Origin of the sequence: Ureibacillus aquaedulcis, from assembly GCF_030418165.1 — a bacterium.
Classification (GTDB): Bacteria; Bacillota; Bacilli; order Bacillales_A; family Planococcaceae; genus Ureibacillus; species Ureibacillus aquaedulcis.
This window is the reverse complement of record NZ_JAUHTQ010000018.1, coordinates 21,466-34,774: the sequence shown is the minus strand read 5'-3', so window position 1 is coordinate 34,774 and position 13,309 is coordinate 21,466. Positions and strand designations below refer to the sequence as shown.

Annotated in this window: 16 protein-coding genes and 1 pseudogene; 4 read left to right on the top strand and 13 right to left on the bottom strand. The window is 38.7% G+C overall.

The window, feature by feature from the left end:
• Positions 1 to 73 precede the first annotated feature (73 nt).
• Positions 74 to 676, bottom strand: a complete 603-nt coding sequence (locus QYB95_RS17035; protein ID WP_301139575.1) for a LysE/ArgO family amino acid transporter — start codon at positions 674 to 676, stop codon at positions 74 to 76.
• Positions 677 to 774: 98 nt separating this feature from the next.
• On the opposite strand from QYB95_RS17035, the gene QYB95_RS17030 reads away from it, so the two are divergent.
• On the top strand, positions 775 to 2,211 hold the full coding sequence (locus tag QYB95_RS17030) for an aminotransferase-like domain-containing protein (protein ID WP_301139574.1): 1,437 nt from the start codon (positions 775 to 777) through the stop codon (positions 2,209 to 2,211).
• Between the two features lie 393 nt (positions 2,212 to 2,604).
• Here the strand turns inward: QYB95_RS17030 and QYB95_RS17025 are convergent.
• The 6 genes and pseudogenes from QYB95_RS17025 to QYB95_RS17000 all read right to left on the bottom strand — a co-directional run bounded on the left by QYB95_RS17025 (position 2,605) and on the right by QYB95_RS17000 (position 6,837).
• Positions 2,605 to 3,047, bottom strand: a pseudogene (locus QYB95_RS17025) (NUDIX hydrolase).
• Positions 3,048 to 3,088: 41 nt separating this feature from the next.
• The gene (locus QYB95_RS17020) at positions 3,089 to 3,553 is read right to left on the bottom strand and encodes an NUDIX domain-containing protein (RefSeq protein ID WP_301139573.1); all 465 of its coding nucleotides are present in this window, start codon (positions 3,551 to 3,553) and stop codon (positions 3,089 to 3,091) included.
• A gap of 35 nt (positions 3,554 to 3,588) precedes the next feature.
• The gene (locus QYB95_RS17015; protein WP_301139572.1) at positions 3,589 to 4,257 is read right to left on the bottom strand and encodes an HAD family hydrolase; all 669 of its coding nucleotides are present in this window, start codon (positions 4,255 to 4,257) and stop codon (positions 3,589 to 3,591) included.
• 89 nt (positions 4,258 to 4,346) lie between these two features.
• On the bottom strand, positions 4,347 to 4,721 hold the full coding sequence (locus QYB95_RS17010; protein WP_301139571.1) for a MazG nucleotide pyrophosphohydrolase domain-containing protein: 375 nt from the start codon (positions 4,719 to 4,721) through the stop codon (positions 4,347 to 4,349).
• Between the two features lie 250 nt (positions 4,722 to 4,971).
• Complete coding sequence (locus QYB95_RS17005; protein WP_301139570.1) at positions 4,972 to 5,442, bottom strand: FixH family protein; 471 nt, start codon at positions 5,440 to 5,442, stop codon at positions 4,972 to 4,974.
• Between the two features lie 24 nt (positions 5,443 to 5,466).
• Complete coding sequence (locus QYB95_RS17000; protein WP_301139569.1) at positions 5,467 to 6,837, bottom strand: PepSY-associated TM helix domain-containing protein; 1,371 nt, start codon at positions 6,835 to 6,837, stop codon at positions 5,467 to 5,469.
• A gap of 180 nt (positions 6,838 to 7,017) precedes the next feature.
• On the opposite strand from QYB95_RS17000, the gene QYB95_RS16995 reads away from it, so the two are divergent.
• A complete protein-coding gene (locus QYB95_RS16995) occupies positions 7,018 to 7,809 on the top strand; it encodes a sensor histidine kinase (protein ID WP_301139568.1) in 792 nt (263 codons plus the stop codon).
• 2 nt (positions 7,810 to 7,811) lie between these two features.
• Positions 7,812 to 8,468: a response regulator gene (locus tag QYB95_RS16990; RefSeq protein ID WP_301139567.1), complete on the top strand. Its 657-nt coding sequence runs from the start codon at positions 7,812 to 7,814 to the stop codon at positions 8,466 to 8,468.
• Between the two features lie 74 nt (positions 8,469 to 8,542).
• Here the strand turns inward: QYB95_RS16990 and QYB95_RS16985 are convergent, their stop codons facing one another.
• The 4 genes from QYB95_RS16985 to QYB95_RS16970 all read right to left on the bottom strand — a co-directional run bounded on the left by QYB95_RS16985 (position 8,543) and on the right by QYB95_RS16970 (position 11,284).
• Positions 8,543 to 9,856, bottom strand: coding sequence for an FtsW/RodA/SpoVE family cell cycle protein (locus QYB95_RS16985; protein ID WP_301139566.1), 1,314 nt, complete (start codon positions 9,854 to 9,856; stop codon positions 8,543 to 8,545).
• The gene (locus QYB95_RS16980) at positions 9,846 to 10,262 is read right to left on the bottom strand and encodes a helix-turn-helix transcriptional regulator (RefSeq protein WP_301139565.1); all 417 of its coding nucleotides are present in this window, start codon (positions 10,260 to 10,262) and stop codon (positions 9,846 to 9,848) included. Before QYB95_RS16980 ends, QYB95_RS16985 begins: the two co-directional genes overlap by 11 nt.
• Positions 10,238 to 10,798 carry a sigma-70 family RNA polymerase sigma factor gene (locus QYB95_RS16975; protein ID WP_301139564.1) on the bottom strand — a complete coding sequence of 187 codons (561 nt, stop codon included), beginning with the start codon at positions 10,796 to 10,798 and terminating at the stop codon, positions 10,238 to 10,240. Before QYB95_RS16975 ends, QYB95_RS16980 begins: the two co-directional genes overlap by 25 nt.
• Before the next feature lie 114 nt (positions 10,799 to 10,912).
• Positions 10,913 to 11,284, bottom strand: a complete 372-nt coding sequence (locus tag QYB95_RS16970; RefSeq protein ID WP_301139563.1) for an iron chaperone — start codon at positions 11,282 to 11,284, stop codon at positions 10,913 to 10,915.
• 269 nt (positions 11,285 to 11,553) lie between these two features.
• Here QYB95_RS16970 and QYB95_RS16965 point away from each other — a divergent pair, with 269 nt between their 5' ends.
• Positions 11,554 to 12,339 carry a serine/threonine protein kinase gene (locus QYB95_RS16965; protein ID WP_345783730.1) on the top strand — a complete coding sequence of 262 codons (786 nt, stop codon included), beginning with the start codon at positions 11,554 to 11,556 and terminating at the stop codon, positions 12,337 to 12,339.
• On the opposite strand, the gene QYB95_RS16960 is transcribed toward QYB95_RS16965, so the two are convergent.
• Positions 12,305 to 12,508 carry a hypothetical protein gene (locus QYB95_RS16960; RefSeq protein ID WP_301139562.1) on the bottom strand — a complete coding sequence of 68 codons (204 nt, stop codon included), beginning with the start codon at positions 12,506 to 12,508 and terminating at the stop codon, positions 12,305 to 12,307. The two genes, QYB95_RS16965 and QYB95_RS16960, sit on opposite strands and share 35 nt — an antisense overlap.
• Positions 12,509 to 12,718: 210 nt before the next feature.
• Positions 12,719 to 13,270, bottom strand: a complete 552-nt coding sequence (locus QYB95_RS16955) for a PepSY domain-containing protein (protein ID WP_301139561.1) — start codon at positions 13,268 to 13,270, stop codon at positions 12,719 to 12,721.
• Positions 13,271 to 13,309: the final 39 nt, after the last annotated feature.

Below are 13,309 nucleotides of genomic sequence, written 5' to 3'. Positions count from 1 at the left end.
TGAGAATGCCTAATTTGGGTTATCTCCCCTGTCGGTAGCTTATTTCCTGGCTTTAAATATCCCTAAAGATATCTCAAAAAACACCTATAAATAGATACAATGCTGTTCCCCATATAAAAATCGCCGAGCATTTATTAAATAAGATAAAAATTCCCGTCGGTATATGTATCTTCTTTAAGTTGGCTCCTATAATCGCTAATCCAAAAAACCAGATCCATGAGACCACTATGCATGCAACTGCAAACAATACTTGTTCTTGCCCGTCATACTTCATGGCACTTGTCCCAATGACCCCTATTGTATCCAATATGGCATGGGGGTTTAGCAGCGAGACGGAAAGAGCAAAGACAATTTGTTTTTTTACAGGCAAGGCTTTTTCCCCTTTGATATTTGCAGCTGGCGATGTCCAAATGACTTTTCCCATATAAATAAGAAAAAGGATTCCACCTACCAATAAAACAATTCGAAGCCATTCAAATTGCAGCACTATCAATGACAATCCTAATATAGCAAGAACTATCAAGACCGTATCACAAATAGCAGCAGTAATCGTTGCTGGCAAGGCTTTACCTAAACTTGGTTGTGTAACACCCTGGGTAAAAACAAATATGTTTTGTACACCTAAAGGCAAAATAAGTCCAAATGCAAGCAGTATTCCATGTAATGCAGGTTCCATCCTTCCAACTCCTTTCCTCTCTATGATACATGTGATATAAATAGAAAAAAGGTCCAATTGGATGGTTTTATTCCCAACCAATTTAAAGGAGGGGCAGCATGAACTGGCAACCTAATCGATCCTTATCCACGAGCTTGTCCAAGCAAATCGTTCAATGGATCACAGAACAGATACAAAATGGTGAGTGGCCAGTTGGAACGAAATTGCCCCCACAACGGAAGCTAGCACTATCTCTTGGTGTAAACCGCAGTACACTTCAAGAAGCATTTGATGAACTAAAAGCGAATGGGTTATTATTATCGAAATCCGGCTCTGCAACGTATGTATCAAATGATTCCTGGAATGTGCTCGCGAAGCAAAAACAAACAAATTGGCAGCACTATATCGAATCAAGTATCCATAGAGCAAACTACCAAACCATTCAATTGATTAATGAATTCGAGCAAGATGACATCATCATTCGGCTAGGCACAGGTGAACTAAGCCCCACCTTATTGCCAACAGCCGAGCTTCAGAAATCACTTAGCGAAGTCCATTTGGATGGAAAAGCAATTGGCTATTCTTCTCCTCAAGGAGATTTCCGCTTGCGTCAAGCCATTTACCAATATGTTAAAAAGCGAGGAATCGAAACGTCGCCCGATAATATATGTATTGTTTCGGGAGGACTTCAGGCACTTCAATTGATTGCGCTTGGATTACTAGAAACAGGCTCATTTGTTTTTCAAAACCGCTTTTCTTATTTAAATTCCATCCACACTTTTCAATCCTTTGGAATGAATCTATATCCTCTGGCAGATGATCAACTTGCTGCCGGGAAGATTGAACAAATCCGTAAAAAGAAACAAGCCATTTTGTACACGATCCCTACACTTCATAATCCAACCGGGATAAGTATGACGTTAGATGCGAAAAAAAGTTTATATGCTTTAAGTGAGTTAGTACAACTACCATTGATTGAAGATGATGTTTATTTTGAATTGCTCTTTGATGAGCCGACACCTGCCATCAAATCCTTTGATCAAACAGGCCAGGTTCTCTATATTGGCAGCGTATCAAAAACATTGAGCCCCGGCTTGCGAATTGGTTGGGTGATTGCCTCCACTCCTGTCATTAAACGATTGGCCGATATCAAAATGCAAATGGATTACGGTTCAAGTGCCATCTCCCAACAAATTGTCGAGTACTGGCTTCGAACAGGAAGATATGAAGAACATATTAAACACTTAAAAGTGGAACTAAAATCGCGCGCTGAATATATGGACAACTTATTAAAACAATATTTTGGCAATATTGCCGCATGGGAATCTCCTCAGGGGGGATTTTACGTGTGGTTAAAGTTTCATAAGCCAGTTGTGACAACCGAATTATTTATGAGGTTACTCAAGAAAAAGGTACTTATTAATCCCGGCTATATCTATGCACCGAATGATGCCCAGCATATCCGCCTCTCCTTTGCTTACAGTTCAGAAGAAGAGATGAAGAAAGGTATTGAAGTTCTTTATCAAGAAATAACTTATATGTTTGAAGCACCGTGAAGATAAAGAGTTCCCGGTGCTAATATTTATTCGTATGAACTATTGGAAATTTGGATTGTAAAGTAAGCGGATAACTTTCGGTTATATAAGAATGAAGGCCATTTCGGGTTTAAATAAGGGTAGGTTTTCCGGTTATTCAAGGCAAATTCCTTCATTTTCACTTTTATCGAGTTGATAGGCGGAATCTCTCCGTTTATTTAGGCTATTTTCGATTGAATTTCTTAATTAAGCGAAATTTCTCCGTCTACTTATCAGACTTAACTTGATTTCCCAACCGGTAGGAACGGATTCGAGTGATACACTCCAATCTTAAGATTCGCCTAGATTTCTTGCTAGAGTAGACTTCTCTGAACCACCTGAACCAATAATTGCGATTTTTTCACAAAAGCCCCCCTATAAATGTTTCAATGAAAGCCTTGTTTTTAATAATGCATCAGCAAGTTCAATATTTCTTTTTAAATAGATTGGTACTTCAGGGTGAGATATTATTTGCTCCGTACTAAACCAAATCACACCATCTACTTCATCAGAACTTTTTGCGAAGGGTTCACCTGATTCGTGTTCACATAGAAAAACTATATCTACCACATTTTGTCCGATATCTGTTATAAATGAGGAGCTATTTACGTATTCAAGGTTTTTAACCGTTATTCCCACCTCTTCAAATATTTCACGTTAAGTGTCCTTTCAAGGATATCTGTTGAGTCTCCTTCTTTTTCCACCTTACCACCGACTAATGAAAGCGTACCTCCCGCATGTTCTTCTTTTTTGCTCCGTTCAATCAAAAGCCACTTACCGCCCTTATGAATTGCACCTTCAACGTTTACGATAAACATCTTATAACCTCCTTTAAAATGAATATTCTGGTTGGTTCCGATTAATTAATATCCCCTAAATAGACCGGTAGATCCTTCCCTGCCAAATAATCAATGATGTATGTTCGCATTGTCTGGGGGTAAAGTCTGAAACTTAATAACTCGGACAACGACAACCATTCCACGTCAATTTGCCCTTCGTCCGGGACAATCCCATTGCCGATATCCCGGCTTTCTTCTTTTACCTTACATAAAAACATATATTCCGTTTGATGCACCTCTGAATCAAACTCAAAATGTTCATGATTTTTCCCAATGTATTCGCGTATAAAGAGTAGATTGCCTATTTCCACTTTTGCATTCACTTCCTCCATACACTCTCGCTTTAATGTTTCGTGCAGGTTTTCACCATGTTCCTGGCCGCCCCCGGGTAAAATATAATAGTAGCCGTCTTTATCTTTCTTTTTAATGGCAAGCAACCTATTGTCTTGAACTATAATTGCCTTTGCCGAATTTCTTATTGGCATTTTTACTACCTCCGTATGAAATGCGAATTTAGTTTCTATACTCTATCTATTTCTTGAATGATTACTGGCAACTCACTCAGGTCATCTATAGTGAAATCTGCCTCAACGTGATCCCATTGGAAATCTTTCTTCCACACGCCAACCATTCCCACATTTTTAGCAGCTTTAATATCATTTTCAGGATGATCACCTACAAATAAACTTTCATTCGGGGCCACATCCATGTGGCTAAGAGCCTTCCGGAAAATTTCTGGATTTGGTTTTTTCATGCCTTCCCATTCAGAAATGAGGATTGTCTCAAAATATTGCTCAATTCCTAAGGCACGGATATTATCCAACTGGAACTGTCCTTTCCCATTGGTAATCATCCCCATCCGAATAGAACGAGCTTTTAAACTTTCCAACATACCAGCTAGATTAGAAAAAGGGATACAGCATTTGTAAAACTCGGAAACGTAATCTTGAAGCAGCATCTCCCAGGATACTTCGTTTATCTTAAATTCAGCGACTATTTGCCGATACACTTGATCTTTCCAGACATACCCACGGCAATCCAATTCTATAAATCTAGATATGTACTGTTCTTTCGGAATATGGTCTAACCATTCAATCAAACGATTATATTGATCCTCTATAAATTTTCGCACCGAGGTATCTCTATCCAGCAATGTACCATCTAAATCAAAAATCACCGCTTTAATCATTTGGGAATCACACCCCCTTGTAGTTTGTCCTAATTCTTTTTTTCATGTCGTTTGCCCTTTTAAAAATCGTGTCCATACTTCATTTCAAATCAGCTTTGATCTTTGTTCGTTCTCAATTTAACTTCATTCATTTTTTGATAGAAACTCTCTTCTAAATCAATATCTAGATAGTTTGCAAATTTAACTAGATAGGCAATACAGTCTGAAAGTTCCTTCCCTATATTTTCTTTATGAAGATCTTTAGCCATTTGGAATGCCTCTTTCTCATCCATCCCTTCAACTGTAGCTAGTTTATAGGTCTTATTAAAAATAGCTCTAAATTCCTCGGCAACCTCACTAACTTCCGTCGTCAACAGCATATAATTATGTAGAATGGAAGCTTTTGATTCCTTATAATTTTCTTCGGAAATTTCCCAATTCATTTCTTTTTGAAAGTTACTCAAAAACGCTTGTATTTCCCTCACAGTCGACACCTCTTTTTAGATAATATTTAAAGATATTTTAACATAAATATCCAGTCGGGCTATCGCGGACTTTAAAAGCCGAACTTCTGCATTTATTGTCTCCGCGATGCGCTGTCAAAGACTTTGAAAACTGAACACTTGTCTTCATTGTCCAATGGATTGAATTTATGATGCACCTGGAATAAGCCAAAAATAAAACGCATTTTACGAGCTTTTCGTAAAATGCGTTTTTATGAAATCATTCAATAACTTAATGGTGATGCTCATGACCGCCTTCAGTTGCAGGTAGATCTTGTTGCAGGATTTTTAACTCTTCTTTTGATAATTCCCCAACAACAAACTGCATCTGAGGTGAGATGACCGAACCGTTGCTGCTTGCGTGAACTTTAAGATAATAAAGACCATCACTATGAAAATCTTTGCTTAAAGCATAAAGACCGTACCCCATTGCCTTAGCTGGTTCCATATTATAATGGAGAGAGCCATCTTGTTTCCATATCTCGAAGTGAACATAATCGGCACCATTGACTTCTTTTCCATCTTGCGTTAGAAGAACTTCAATCGTTTCCTGCTGATCATCCAGGAAGGCATCCGGCAAGATGACTTCTGCCTCCAGCGGACTTTCTTTTTTGTAAAGGTCGGCAGCATCTTCTTTTAGTGAACATGCACTTAACAGGAGGCACGACGTTAAAACAAATAACAAAAACTTCATTTTCTCCATGGTTATACTACATCCTTTATGTTTTTATGCATTCATAAACTTCTTGACCGCCGGAATTCTCTGGATTACCAAAAAGTCAAGTAACCACACGAAGATGAGCGACAAGCCAACTAGCGGGAAGAGTATACCTAAACCTATTAAGACAAACAGGAAAGTCTTCGCTTTTATAATACTTGGTGCTTTGGGTGCTCCCATTTCTTTTGTAGGTTTGCGTTTCAGCCATAAATAGAATCCGCTCACTACAACCAATATCATGCCTAAACAAATCAGAAGACTCACGATTTGGTTGATGACGCCAAATTGCGTACCCTTATGCAAAGTAATACCCCAAGCCACAATCTTCCCTGCTAACCCATAGTTATCATATCGGTAATCAGCCAAGACTGCCCCGGAATACTGGTCAATGTGCATAGTTACTTCATCTTCAGCTTTTGGAGGAAAGGCCGATAAGGTGTAGACTCCCTCTTTAGAATTCGGAATATATATTGTATAACTAGGGTCTATGCCTTCCCTTTTGGCGGTTTCCACTACATCATCGATTGGAAGTGTAGTAAAACCTTCAATATCCGAAACTGGTACATCCAGTTTCTCTGCTGCCCAAGGGACTTCTGCTATATCCTTTGTTTTAACATCGGATACAGGAGCATTTCCTATCCATACTGAAGGTGGGTAGCCTTCACCAGTATTCGTGACGATTGATTGGAAGTTATTCCCCCAAAAGCCGGACCACGGTAACCCAGTCAGTATCAAGAACAGCATCCCTGCCGTAATCCAGAACGCAGGAACCGCATGCAAATCTCTTCGCAAGATCTTTTTCCCTTTATTAAACCTTGGGATGATGACACCGAATATGTTCTGTTTTTTGCGGGGGTACCACATAAACAAGCCTGTGACGATTAGCACTACCGCCCAGCAGGCTACTAGTTCCACAATACGATCACCTATAGTGCCCGCCATTAATTCTCCATGGAACTCCTCGATTCTATCCATGATTCGATCTTGATTATTTAATGTTCCCAATGATTCACCTGTATAAGGATCGATAAATACGGTTAGAGATTCATTATTTTGACTTATACCCACTTCACTTGAGCGAGTCTCGGATTCACCAGGTCGATAGGTCGTGACCAGTCCATCGGGGTATAATTCTTTTGCTCTTTCAATTTGTTGAGAGGCCGGTAGTTTCTCTCCATTTGGTGTAACTACCCAGTAGTCTTGATAAATATTTTGTTCAATCTGGGGTTTGAATAAATAGATTGAACCTGTTACTGCCAGAATAAGAAGAAAAGGCGCAAAAATTATCCCAGCATAAAAATGCCACCTCCATATCGTACGGTACACCGAATTACCCGTTTGTTTCTTATTTTCGCCAGAGGGGCTTTCAACTGTTCCCATCAAACTGCTCCTTATTAAATTATTTTTGATTTATAACCCAAGCTATCTACTATACTTGTTTCCTAGCTAATTGTAAATTTGCAAGGCTTTTGATGTAAATAGCTCAACCGGGCTATCAAGAAGAGCGAATTTTTAGTTATGCTTAGACAAGATTTAAATTTATTAAAGGAGAGAACTTGCTTGTCTTATCGCCTCTTACAATTTCTTAGTGTGCTTTTGCCTACAGTATTAATTGGTGGATTTGAATATATTCGCCATGATTTTCTTCTGGACTCTCTATCAATGGAGGCTGGAAATTTATATATTACGATACTTACATTCGTACTTTCCCTTTTGTTTTCGTTCTGGATGTTCCGGACGATTAAAGCGATGAATGTCAAGCTTGTGAATGAACAATCCAAACATGCCGTATATGAAGAGCGGGAAAGGCTGGCCCGGGAGCTTCATGATGGGATTGCCCAATCCATTTTCTTCATGAATATCAAACTTAAACAAGGTGATATTGAGTCGGCAACTCGTGCACTTTCCTCTATCGATAGCCATGTTCGCCAGGCAATCTTTAATCTTCGGTCCGAGCCTGAAATCAATGATTCGTTCAACACAAGAATAACGAAATGGCATTCTGAGTGGAGTGTGATTACGGGAGTTGAAGTAGAAGAAGAGATTCGTATCCCCCAAAATTTCTTTACAACGAAGGAAGAAGTTCAAATTTTCGCCATTATCCAAGAAGCTTTTGCAAACATCCGAAAGCATGCCTATGCGTCTAAAGTGATCATTTCACTTAGAGACTTAGGAGAGGGATGGCAGTTAAAAATTTCCGATAATGGAAGGGGGATTAGTACCTCGGAAAAATCGTGCCGGCAATATGGTCTATCAATGATGGAGGAGCGTTCGAAGCAGCTTGGAGGAAACCTGCAAATCAGAAATAGCCACAGTGGCGGAACTGAAATAATCGTTACAAAGGAGAAATAATAATGCAGCGCTATAGTGTAATTATCGCGGATGACCACCCCTTGGCAAGAGAAGGGATTAGAAGTGTTCTTGAGGCGGATCAGTCATTTTCCATAGTAGGTGAGGCAAGCGATGGACTGGAAGCTTTGGAACTTTGCAGCCAATTCCAACCTGACTTGCTTCTTTTGGATATCAATATGCCAAGGTTAAATGGGCTTGAAGCAGTAAGGAAAATTCGATTATCATATCCTCAAACACACGTTGTTATGTTAACAGTTTCAGACGATGTAAAAGATTTGTTCACGGCCATACAGTACGGAGCACAAGGATACTTACTGAAAAATATGGAGCCGGATGACTGGATTGAATACCTTCATGCCCTCCTTGGAAATCAGCAAGAAATATCCCGTGAAATAGCGAGCCGGTTACTCTGCCGCTTCCGCACCAGCAATATTTATGATGATGAACCCAGTCCCCTTAGTTTGACACCCAGAGAATGCGAGATATTATCCAGAGTAGCGGCTGGCGATACGAACAAACAAATTGCGCAAAGCTTCTACATAGCCGAAAATACGGTAAAGAACCATATCAAAAATTTACTTGAGAAACTTCAGCTAGATAATCGTGTACAGCTTGCAGCATATGCAGTAAGGCACGGTTTGAGTGGAGAGATGTATTAATGCAGGTAGAAAAGCAAAAGCCAACCTTTTTGACAGGTTGGCTTATTTATTGAAGAAAGTTTTATTTCATTATATTAACTTACCTGAAAATCCTTTTTTATTTTGCTAAAATGTTTTCTTCGATAAACGCTCAATACTACCCCAACAACAAAAGCATTTAACACGGTTGGCATGAGGCCGTAACTCATAAATGGCAATGGCATTGAAGTAATTGGGAGCAAACCAAAGGTCATCCCCACACTATAAAGAAATTGAGTGGCAAATAGCGTTACTCCTCCCATGATAAGCAACTTTCCAAAGGGATCTTTTACTGACCGTGAAATGAGCCAAAATCGCGCCAGAAAAGCTGATAAAAATACAAAGATCACCATGCCGATTGCATAGCCATAAGTTTGAATCAAATTGCCAAGCACAAGTATTGTATGTGCTTCAGGAATATACTTTATATTTTCAGCACCAAACATTCCCGCATTTCTTAGTACATTTTCTAATGTCACATATAGATACCCACTATCAAAAGCATACTTCTCGGGATTCATAAAGCCCAATAGACGACTGATCTGATAAGGGGCTATACTCCCATTTTTATAAGCGGCTATAAAGAGCGTAATCATTCCAACTGCTAAAACCGCTACAATTCCACCTACAAGGTATTTCTCTTTCCTGCTAAATCCGCTTTGCAAGAAAAGTACCCCTACGAGGAGGATATAAATAAATAGCATAGATAAATTTGGGATATATAAGAATAGGAAAATGGAAAATACAAAGAGAGTTGCACCCTGCCACAACTTAAATGAAGGTGAACTAAACAGGGATGCCCATGCCATTAAAAGCAAAGGAATCGCCATCCAAACCTGCACCTCAAAAGTACCTAGAGAAATCATCAGCTCACCATTTCGAACCTGATTCGAAAAAAGAGAAAGCACAAGAATTAGCCCTGCACCAGCCGCATAAAACAAATAACCTAATCTTTTAAGTTTTCGATAGTCAATAAACATTATCCCAATGGCTAATATAAACCCGATGATTAGTGTAATCACTTTATTTTGAAGCATTGTTGATATATTAAAATTGGATGATTCCAGGTATTGTTCTAGATTAACAGCCAGAATTGGCAGAAAGCTAAGCAGCCATGTGACACTTAACAATGAAACTAGTATCCAATCTATTTTGGGTCTATGCAGTTTATTGAGCGACTTTCCAAGAGAGAGAGGACTGCCCATTTCTTTTACTGCCTTTTCCTCGGCCTCTATTTCACTGTAGCCTCTTTGTACCCAAGATTGCTTTGATTTTTTTATATGCTGGCTTAACTCAAGCTTCACATAATCCTTTGCTTCCTTCGACTGAATCTGATTGGTTACCGTTTCCAGGAAGTTACTAATTTTCATTAGGCGTCACCTCATTCAACAAATCTTTCAATGATTTCCCTGGATTTTCGCGCAACTGCTGTTTTTGCAAGTACTTCAGCCCTTTTTTTGTTAACTTATAATACTTTTCCTCGTCCCCGACCCAGTAAGATTCAAGGGTTCCTTGCTGTTCCTGGGTATGCAGGATTGTATAAACAGCCCCCTCATTATTAAGGATGCTTTTAATTCCTCTGACATGCAGTAATTGCGTTAACTCGGAGCCAGTCTTGGCGCCTGTCAACAGTGATAGAATTACATTTGTGATGTCGACTTCCTGCAGTTGTTCTATTTTCTCATTAATTTTTTGACGATGCTCATCCGTAAACTTCACTTGACCAAATGTATGAGTGTTCATTGCCTTTTTCAATCTTTTAAATCGTTCTTCCATCGTGCACCCTCCAGCATTTCTTTTAATATTGACTTGCCTTTGCGTAACCGCGTCTTAATGGTATTTTGATTTACTTCGAGTACAGCGGCGATTTCTTTAATGGAATATTCCTCGTAATAATAAAAATAGATGACTTCGCGATATTTTATAGGCAACTGCATGACTGCGAATGCCAGTTGTGCATCTTCATCTTGTTGAATAATTGTTTGTTCTACACTGTCCCTATCTTCACCTCTAATGAAACTGAAATCATCTGCAGCTTTCACACGCTGGTTGTACCAGCTTTTTAAATAATCTTTTGCATGGTTAATCGCAATTCGCCAAAGCCAGGTTTTGATGGATGATTTTCCTTTATAGAAGGGCAGCGATTTATAGCATTTGACAAAAACTTCTTGGGTCAAATCCTCGGCAATCGCCTCATTATGTACGTAGGCAAAAATGAGTTGCTGGATTTCTCGGCCATATGTACGCATTAATTCATCAACTAATTCTGCATGATTGCTTTTTGTTATTAAGGAATCCAAAATCTCTTCCACATTCTCTCCTCCATTTCGACTATTAGACGAGGCCCACCTTTAGAAAGTTTTAAATTTGGATAAATTAAAAAGTTGGCTCCCATCAAGGAAGTACCAACTTATGAATCGAATTATTTACTTGCGCCAGAAAGTCGTACATTCTGCTTTGTCCATTATGTTAAATTCAATCATTTTTTCAAGCAGTTCAAAATTTACCGGCTCATTCCACTTAATTCGGAACAAGCCTTTGGTAGCACTGTAACCAGCTTGTGCAATATCTTCGGCAAAGTGCTCCATGCCAAATTCTTCTGGTGCAACACTTAAATGATGCTTGGCTGTGGAAAATCCAATGATGTATGTACCGTGATCCGTAAACATAGGCTGATTCCATTTAAGTTCAGGCAGTAGTTGAGGGAATTTCTTTATGATCCACCCGAAAATTTCTTCGACACGTTCCCTCTGTAGTGGGTCATCAATCTTTTCTAAATATTCCTTTAAGGCTTCCATATAGTACCTCCTTTATAATAGTCTAAAATCGAGGGCTTTAAAGTATTTTCCAGTATCTATCTAAAATATTACTTCAATCTGTTAAGGTGTTCCACCTTATAATCAATTTCATAGTTTGAGTTGCCCAAAAAACACAAGTTATGACCTTTTCAGTTTATTATGATATTTTGTTATTATGTCCCCCTGAAAATTTGTTTTAACCAAAAGAGATTTAAATAAGAAAGTTTAGCTTTATAAAATATATAAAAACAAGGAGGGAGTACCTCATTTTGCGGGCAATACGTAAATTTTATCAATTTTTTGTAGACAAACCTTTTGAAATAGGAGCAATTTTGAATGATCGCTATGAGATTCTAAGGGTTATAGGAACGGGAAGCTATGGAATTGTATACTTATGCAAAGAGTTAATAACCAATGAGAATAGAGTGGTTAAACAGCTTCGTCCAAGTAAATGCCGCAACAAAAAGGAAGTGGAGATGTTTGAAAAGGAAATCTCTCTTTTGCGCAAGCTTGACCACAAAAAAATACCAATGTTATATGAAGCATTTTCAAGTAACGGACAATTATTCTATGCAATGAGTTTTGTTGAAGGCGATAATCTGGAAGAACTCATCTTTTCGAAGAAAATTACTTTTAGCGAGAAAGAGGCCTTACTAGTTCTTGCAGATCTTCTCGAATTTATAGATTATCTTCACAAAAAAGACATCTACCATCAAGATTTACGTATTCCAAACGTTTTGCTAAAAAACAGGGAACTTTACTTAATTGATCTTGGATTGGCAAAGTCACCAAACCGTCAAAAGGACCTCTTGGACATGAAGCAACAGGATTACTATGACCTGGGAGAAATCCTTTTATATTTACTTTATACGACGTACTCCTCCAACAACAAAAAAGCTCTTCCATGGACAGAAGAACTTTCTTTAGAAAAAGAGACGGTTCACTTGTTAAAAAGACTACTAGAGATTGAAGATCCCTACTCAAGTACTCGTGAAATTTCAATCGATCTTGAAACAGCACTTAAAGCAATGGAAAAGCACATAAACCTGGAGTAGAAGGATTAACTACTGCTTCGGCCCTTCCGTTTGTAGTAGTTGCTTCCACCCATTGGATTTTGTCTATAGCGTCGACTGCTGCTGCTGCTTCCTCTACGATAGTAACCTTTTTTTCGATCACTACTGCTATTTCGGCGATAATGGTGATGTCTCCTCTCACTGCTGCCATTGGAAAATTGCTTGAGTTGATCCATTATTTTTTTAAACATGGTTTACCTCTTTTCATTTTTTTAGTTTTATCAATGATTCCCACTAACATAATGTATTGAACAGACAATCGCAATGATTAGCCTTCGGTAGTACCATATAACTCTTCTCTTAAAGATTGCTCCCTTTATCTTGAATACCATTTATATGCCACTTATAAACTGTTAATGTATCAAGATTCAGTATCGACCACAAGAATTGAGCCAGTCATCGCATCAACATGGACATTGTACTCTCTGTTTCCTTCTTCGATTTCCAGCTCATAGATTAGGTAATGATCTTCTTCATCAAGTTCGATTTCTACTACATTTCCTTTTACTTCAGCCAATGCAAGCTTGATTGCTTCCTCAGGCATGATAACAGGAGCAGAGGGAGTAGTAGCAGACGCTCCAGATGAAGTGCTGTTCACTGAAGCAGAAGTCAACAGATGGTTCGTTTCTCGGCGAATAATATCTCCGTTTGAAGCATCCATCTCTATCTCTTCATAGCCAGTCTCCGTTTTAACAGCCATTTTTATAATAGATGGTGTGCCGAATTCCCAATCCCATTCTTTTGCAAAACTCAGCACTTCCCCTTTATCACTTACTAAAGCCTCCGCTTCTTTTTGCGTTAATTCACCCATTTTCTCAGCTGCAAAATAAATCCCAACGCCAACTACGGCAACAACAAAAATGCCGACAAAGCCAAAAATCCATTTTTTGCTGTTTACCAATACTTTATTCAATTATCCTTCAACCTCCATTTCGTTATCTTACCTTTAAGA

Bases quoted from the DNA above. Each gene is read 5' to 3' on its own strand.
- QYB95_RS17035 (WP_301139575.1), bottom strand. From the start codon at position 676: ATGGAACCTGCATTACATGGAATACTGCTTGCATTTGGACTTATTTTG.
- QYB95_RS17030 (WP_301139574.1), top strand. From the start codon at position 775: ATGAACTGGCAACCTAATCGATCCTTATCCACGAGCTTGTCCAAGCAA.
- QYB95_RS17020 (WP_301139573.1), bottom strand. From the start codon at position 3,553: ATGCCAATAAGAAATTCGGCAAAGGCAATTATAGTTCAAGACAATAGG.
- QYB95_RS17015 (WP_301139572.1), bottom strand. From the start codon at position 4,257: ATGATTAAAGCGGTGATTTTTGATTTAGATGGTACATTGCTGGATAGA.
- QYB95_RS17005 (WP_301139570.1), bottom strand. From the start codon at position 5,442: ATGGAGAAAATGAAGTTTTTGTTATTTGTTTTAACGTCGTGCCTCCTG.
- QYB95_RS17000 (WP_301139569.1), bottom strand. From the start codon at position 6,837: ATGGGAACAGTTGAAAGCCCCTCTGGCGAAAATAAGAAACAAACGGGT.
- QYB95_RS16990 (WP_301139567.1), top strand. From the start codon at position 7,812: ATGCAGCGCTATAGTGTAATTATCGCGGATGACCACCCCTTGGCAAGA.
- QYB95_RS16985 (WP_301139566.1), bottom strand. From the start codon at position 9,856: ATGAAAATTAGTAACTTCCTGGAAACGGTAACCAATCAGATTCAGTCG.
- QYB95_RS16980 (WP_301139565.1), bottom strand. From the start codon at position 10,262: ATGGAAGAACGATTTAAAAGATTGAAAAAGGCAATGAACACTCATACA.
- QYB95_RS16970 (WP_301139563.1), bottom strand. From the start codon at position 11,284: ATGGAAGCCTTAAAGGAATATTTAGAAAAGATTGATGACCCACTACAG.
- QYB95_RS16960 (WP_301139562.1), bottom strand. From the start codon at position 12,508: ATGGCAGCAGTGAGAGGAGACATCACCATTATCGCCGAAATAGCAGTA.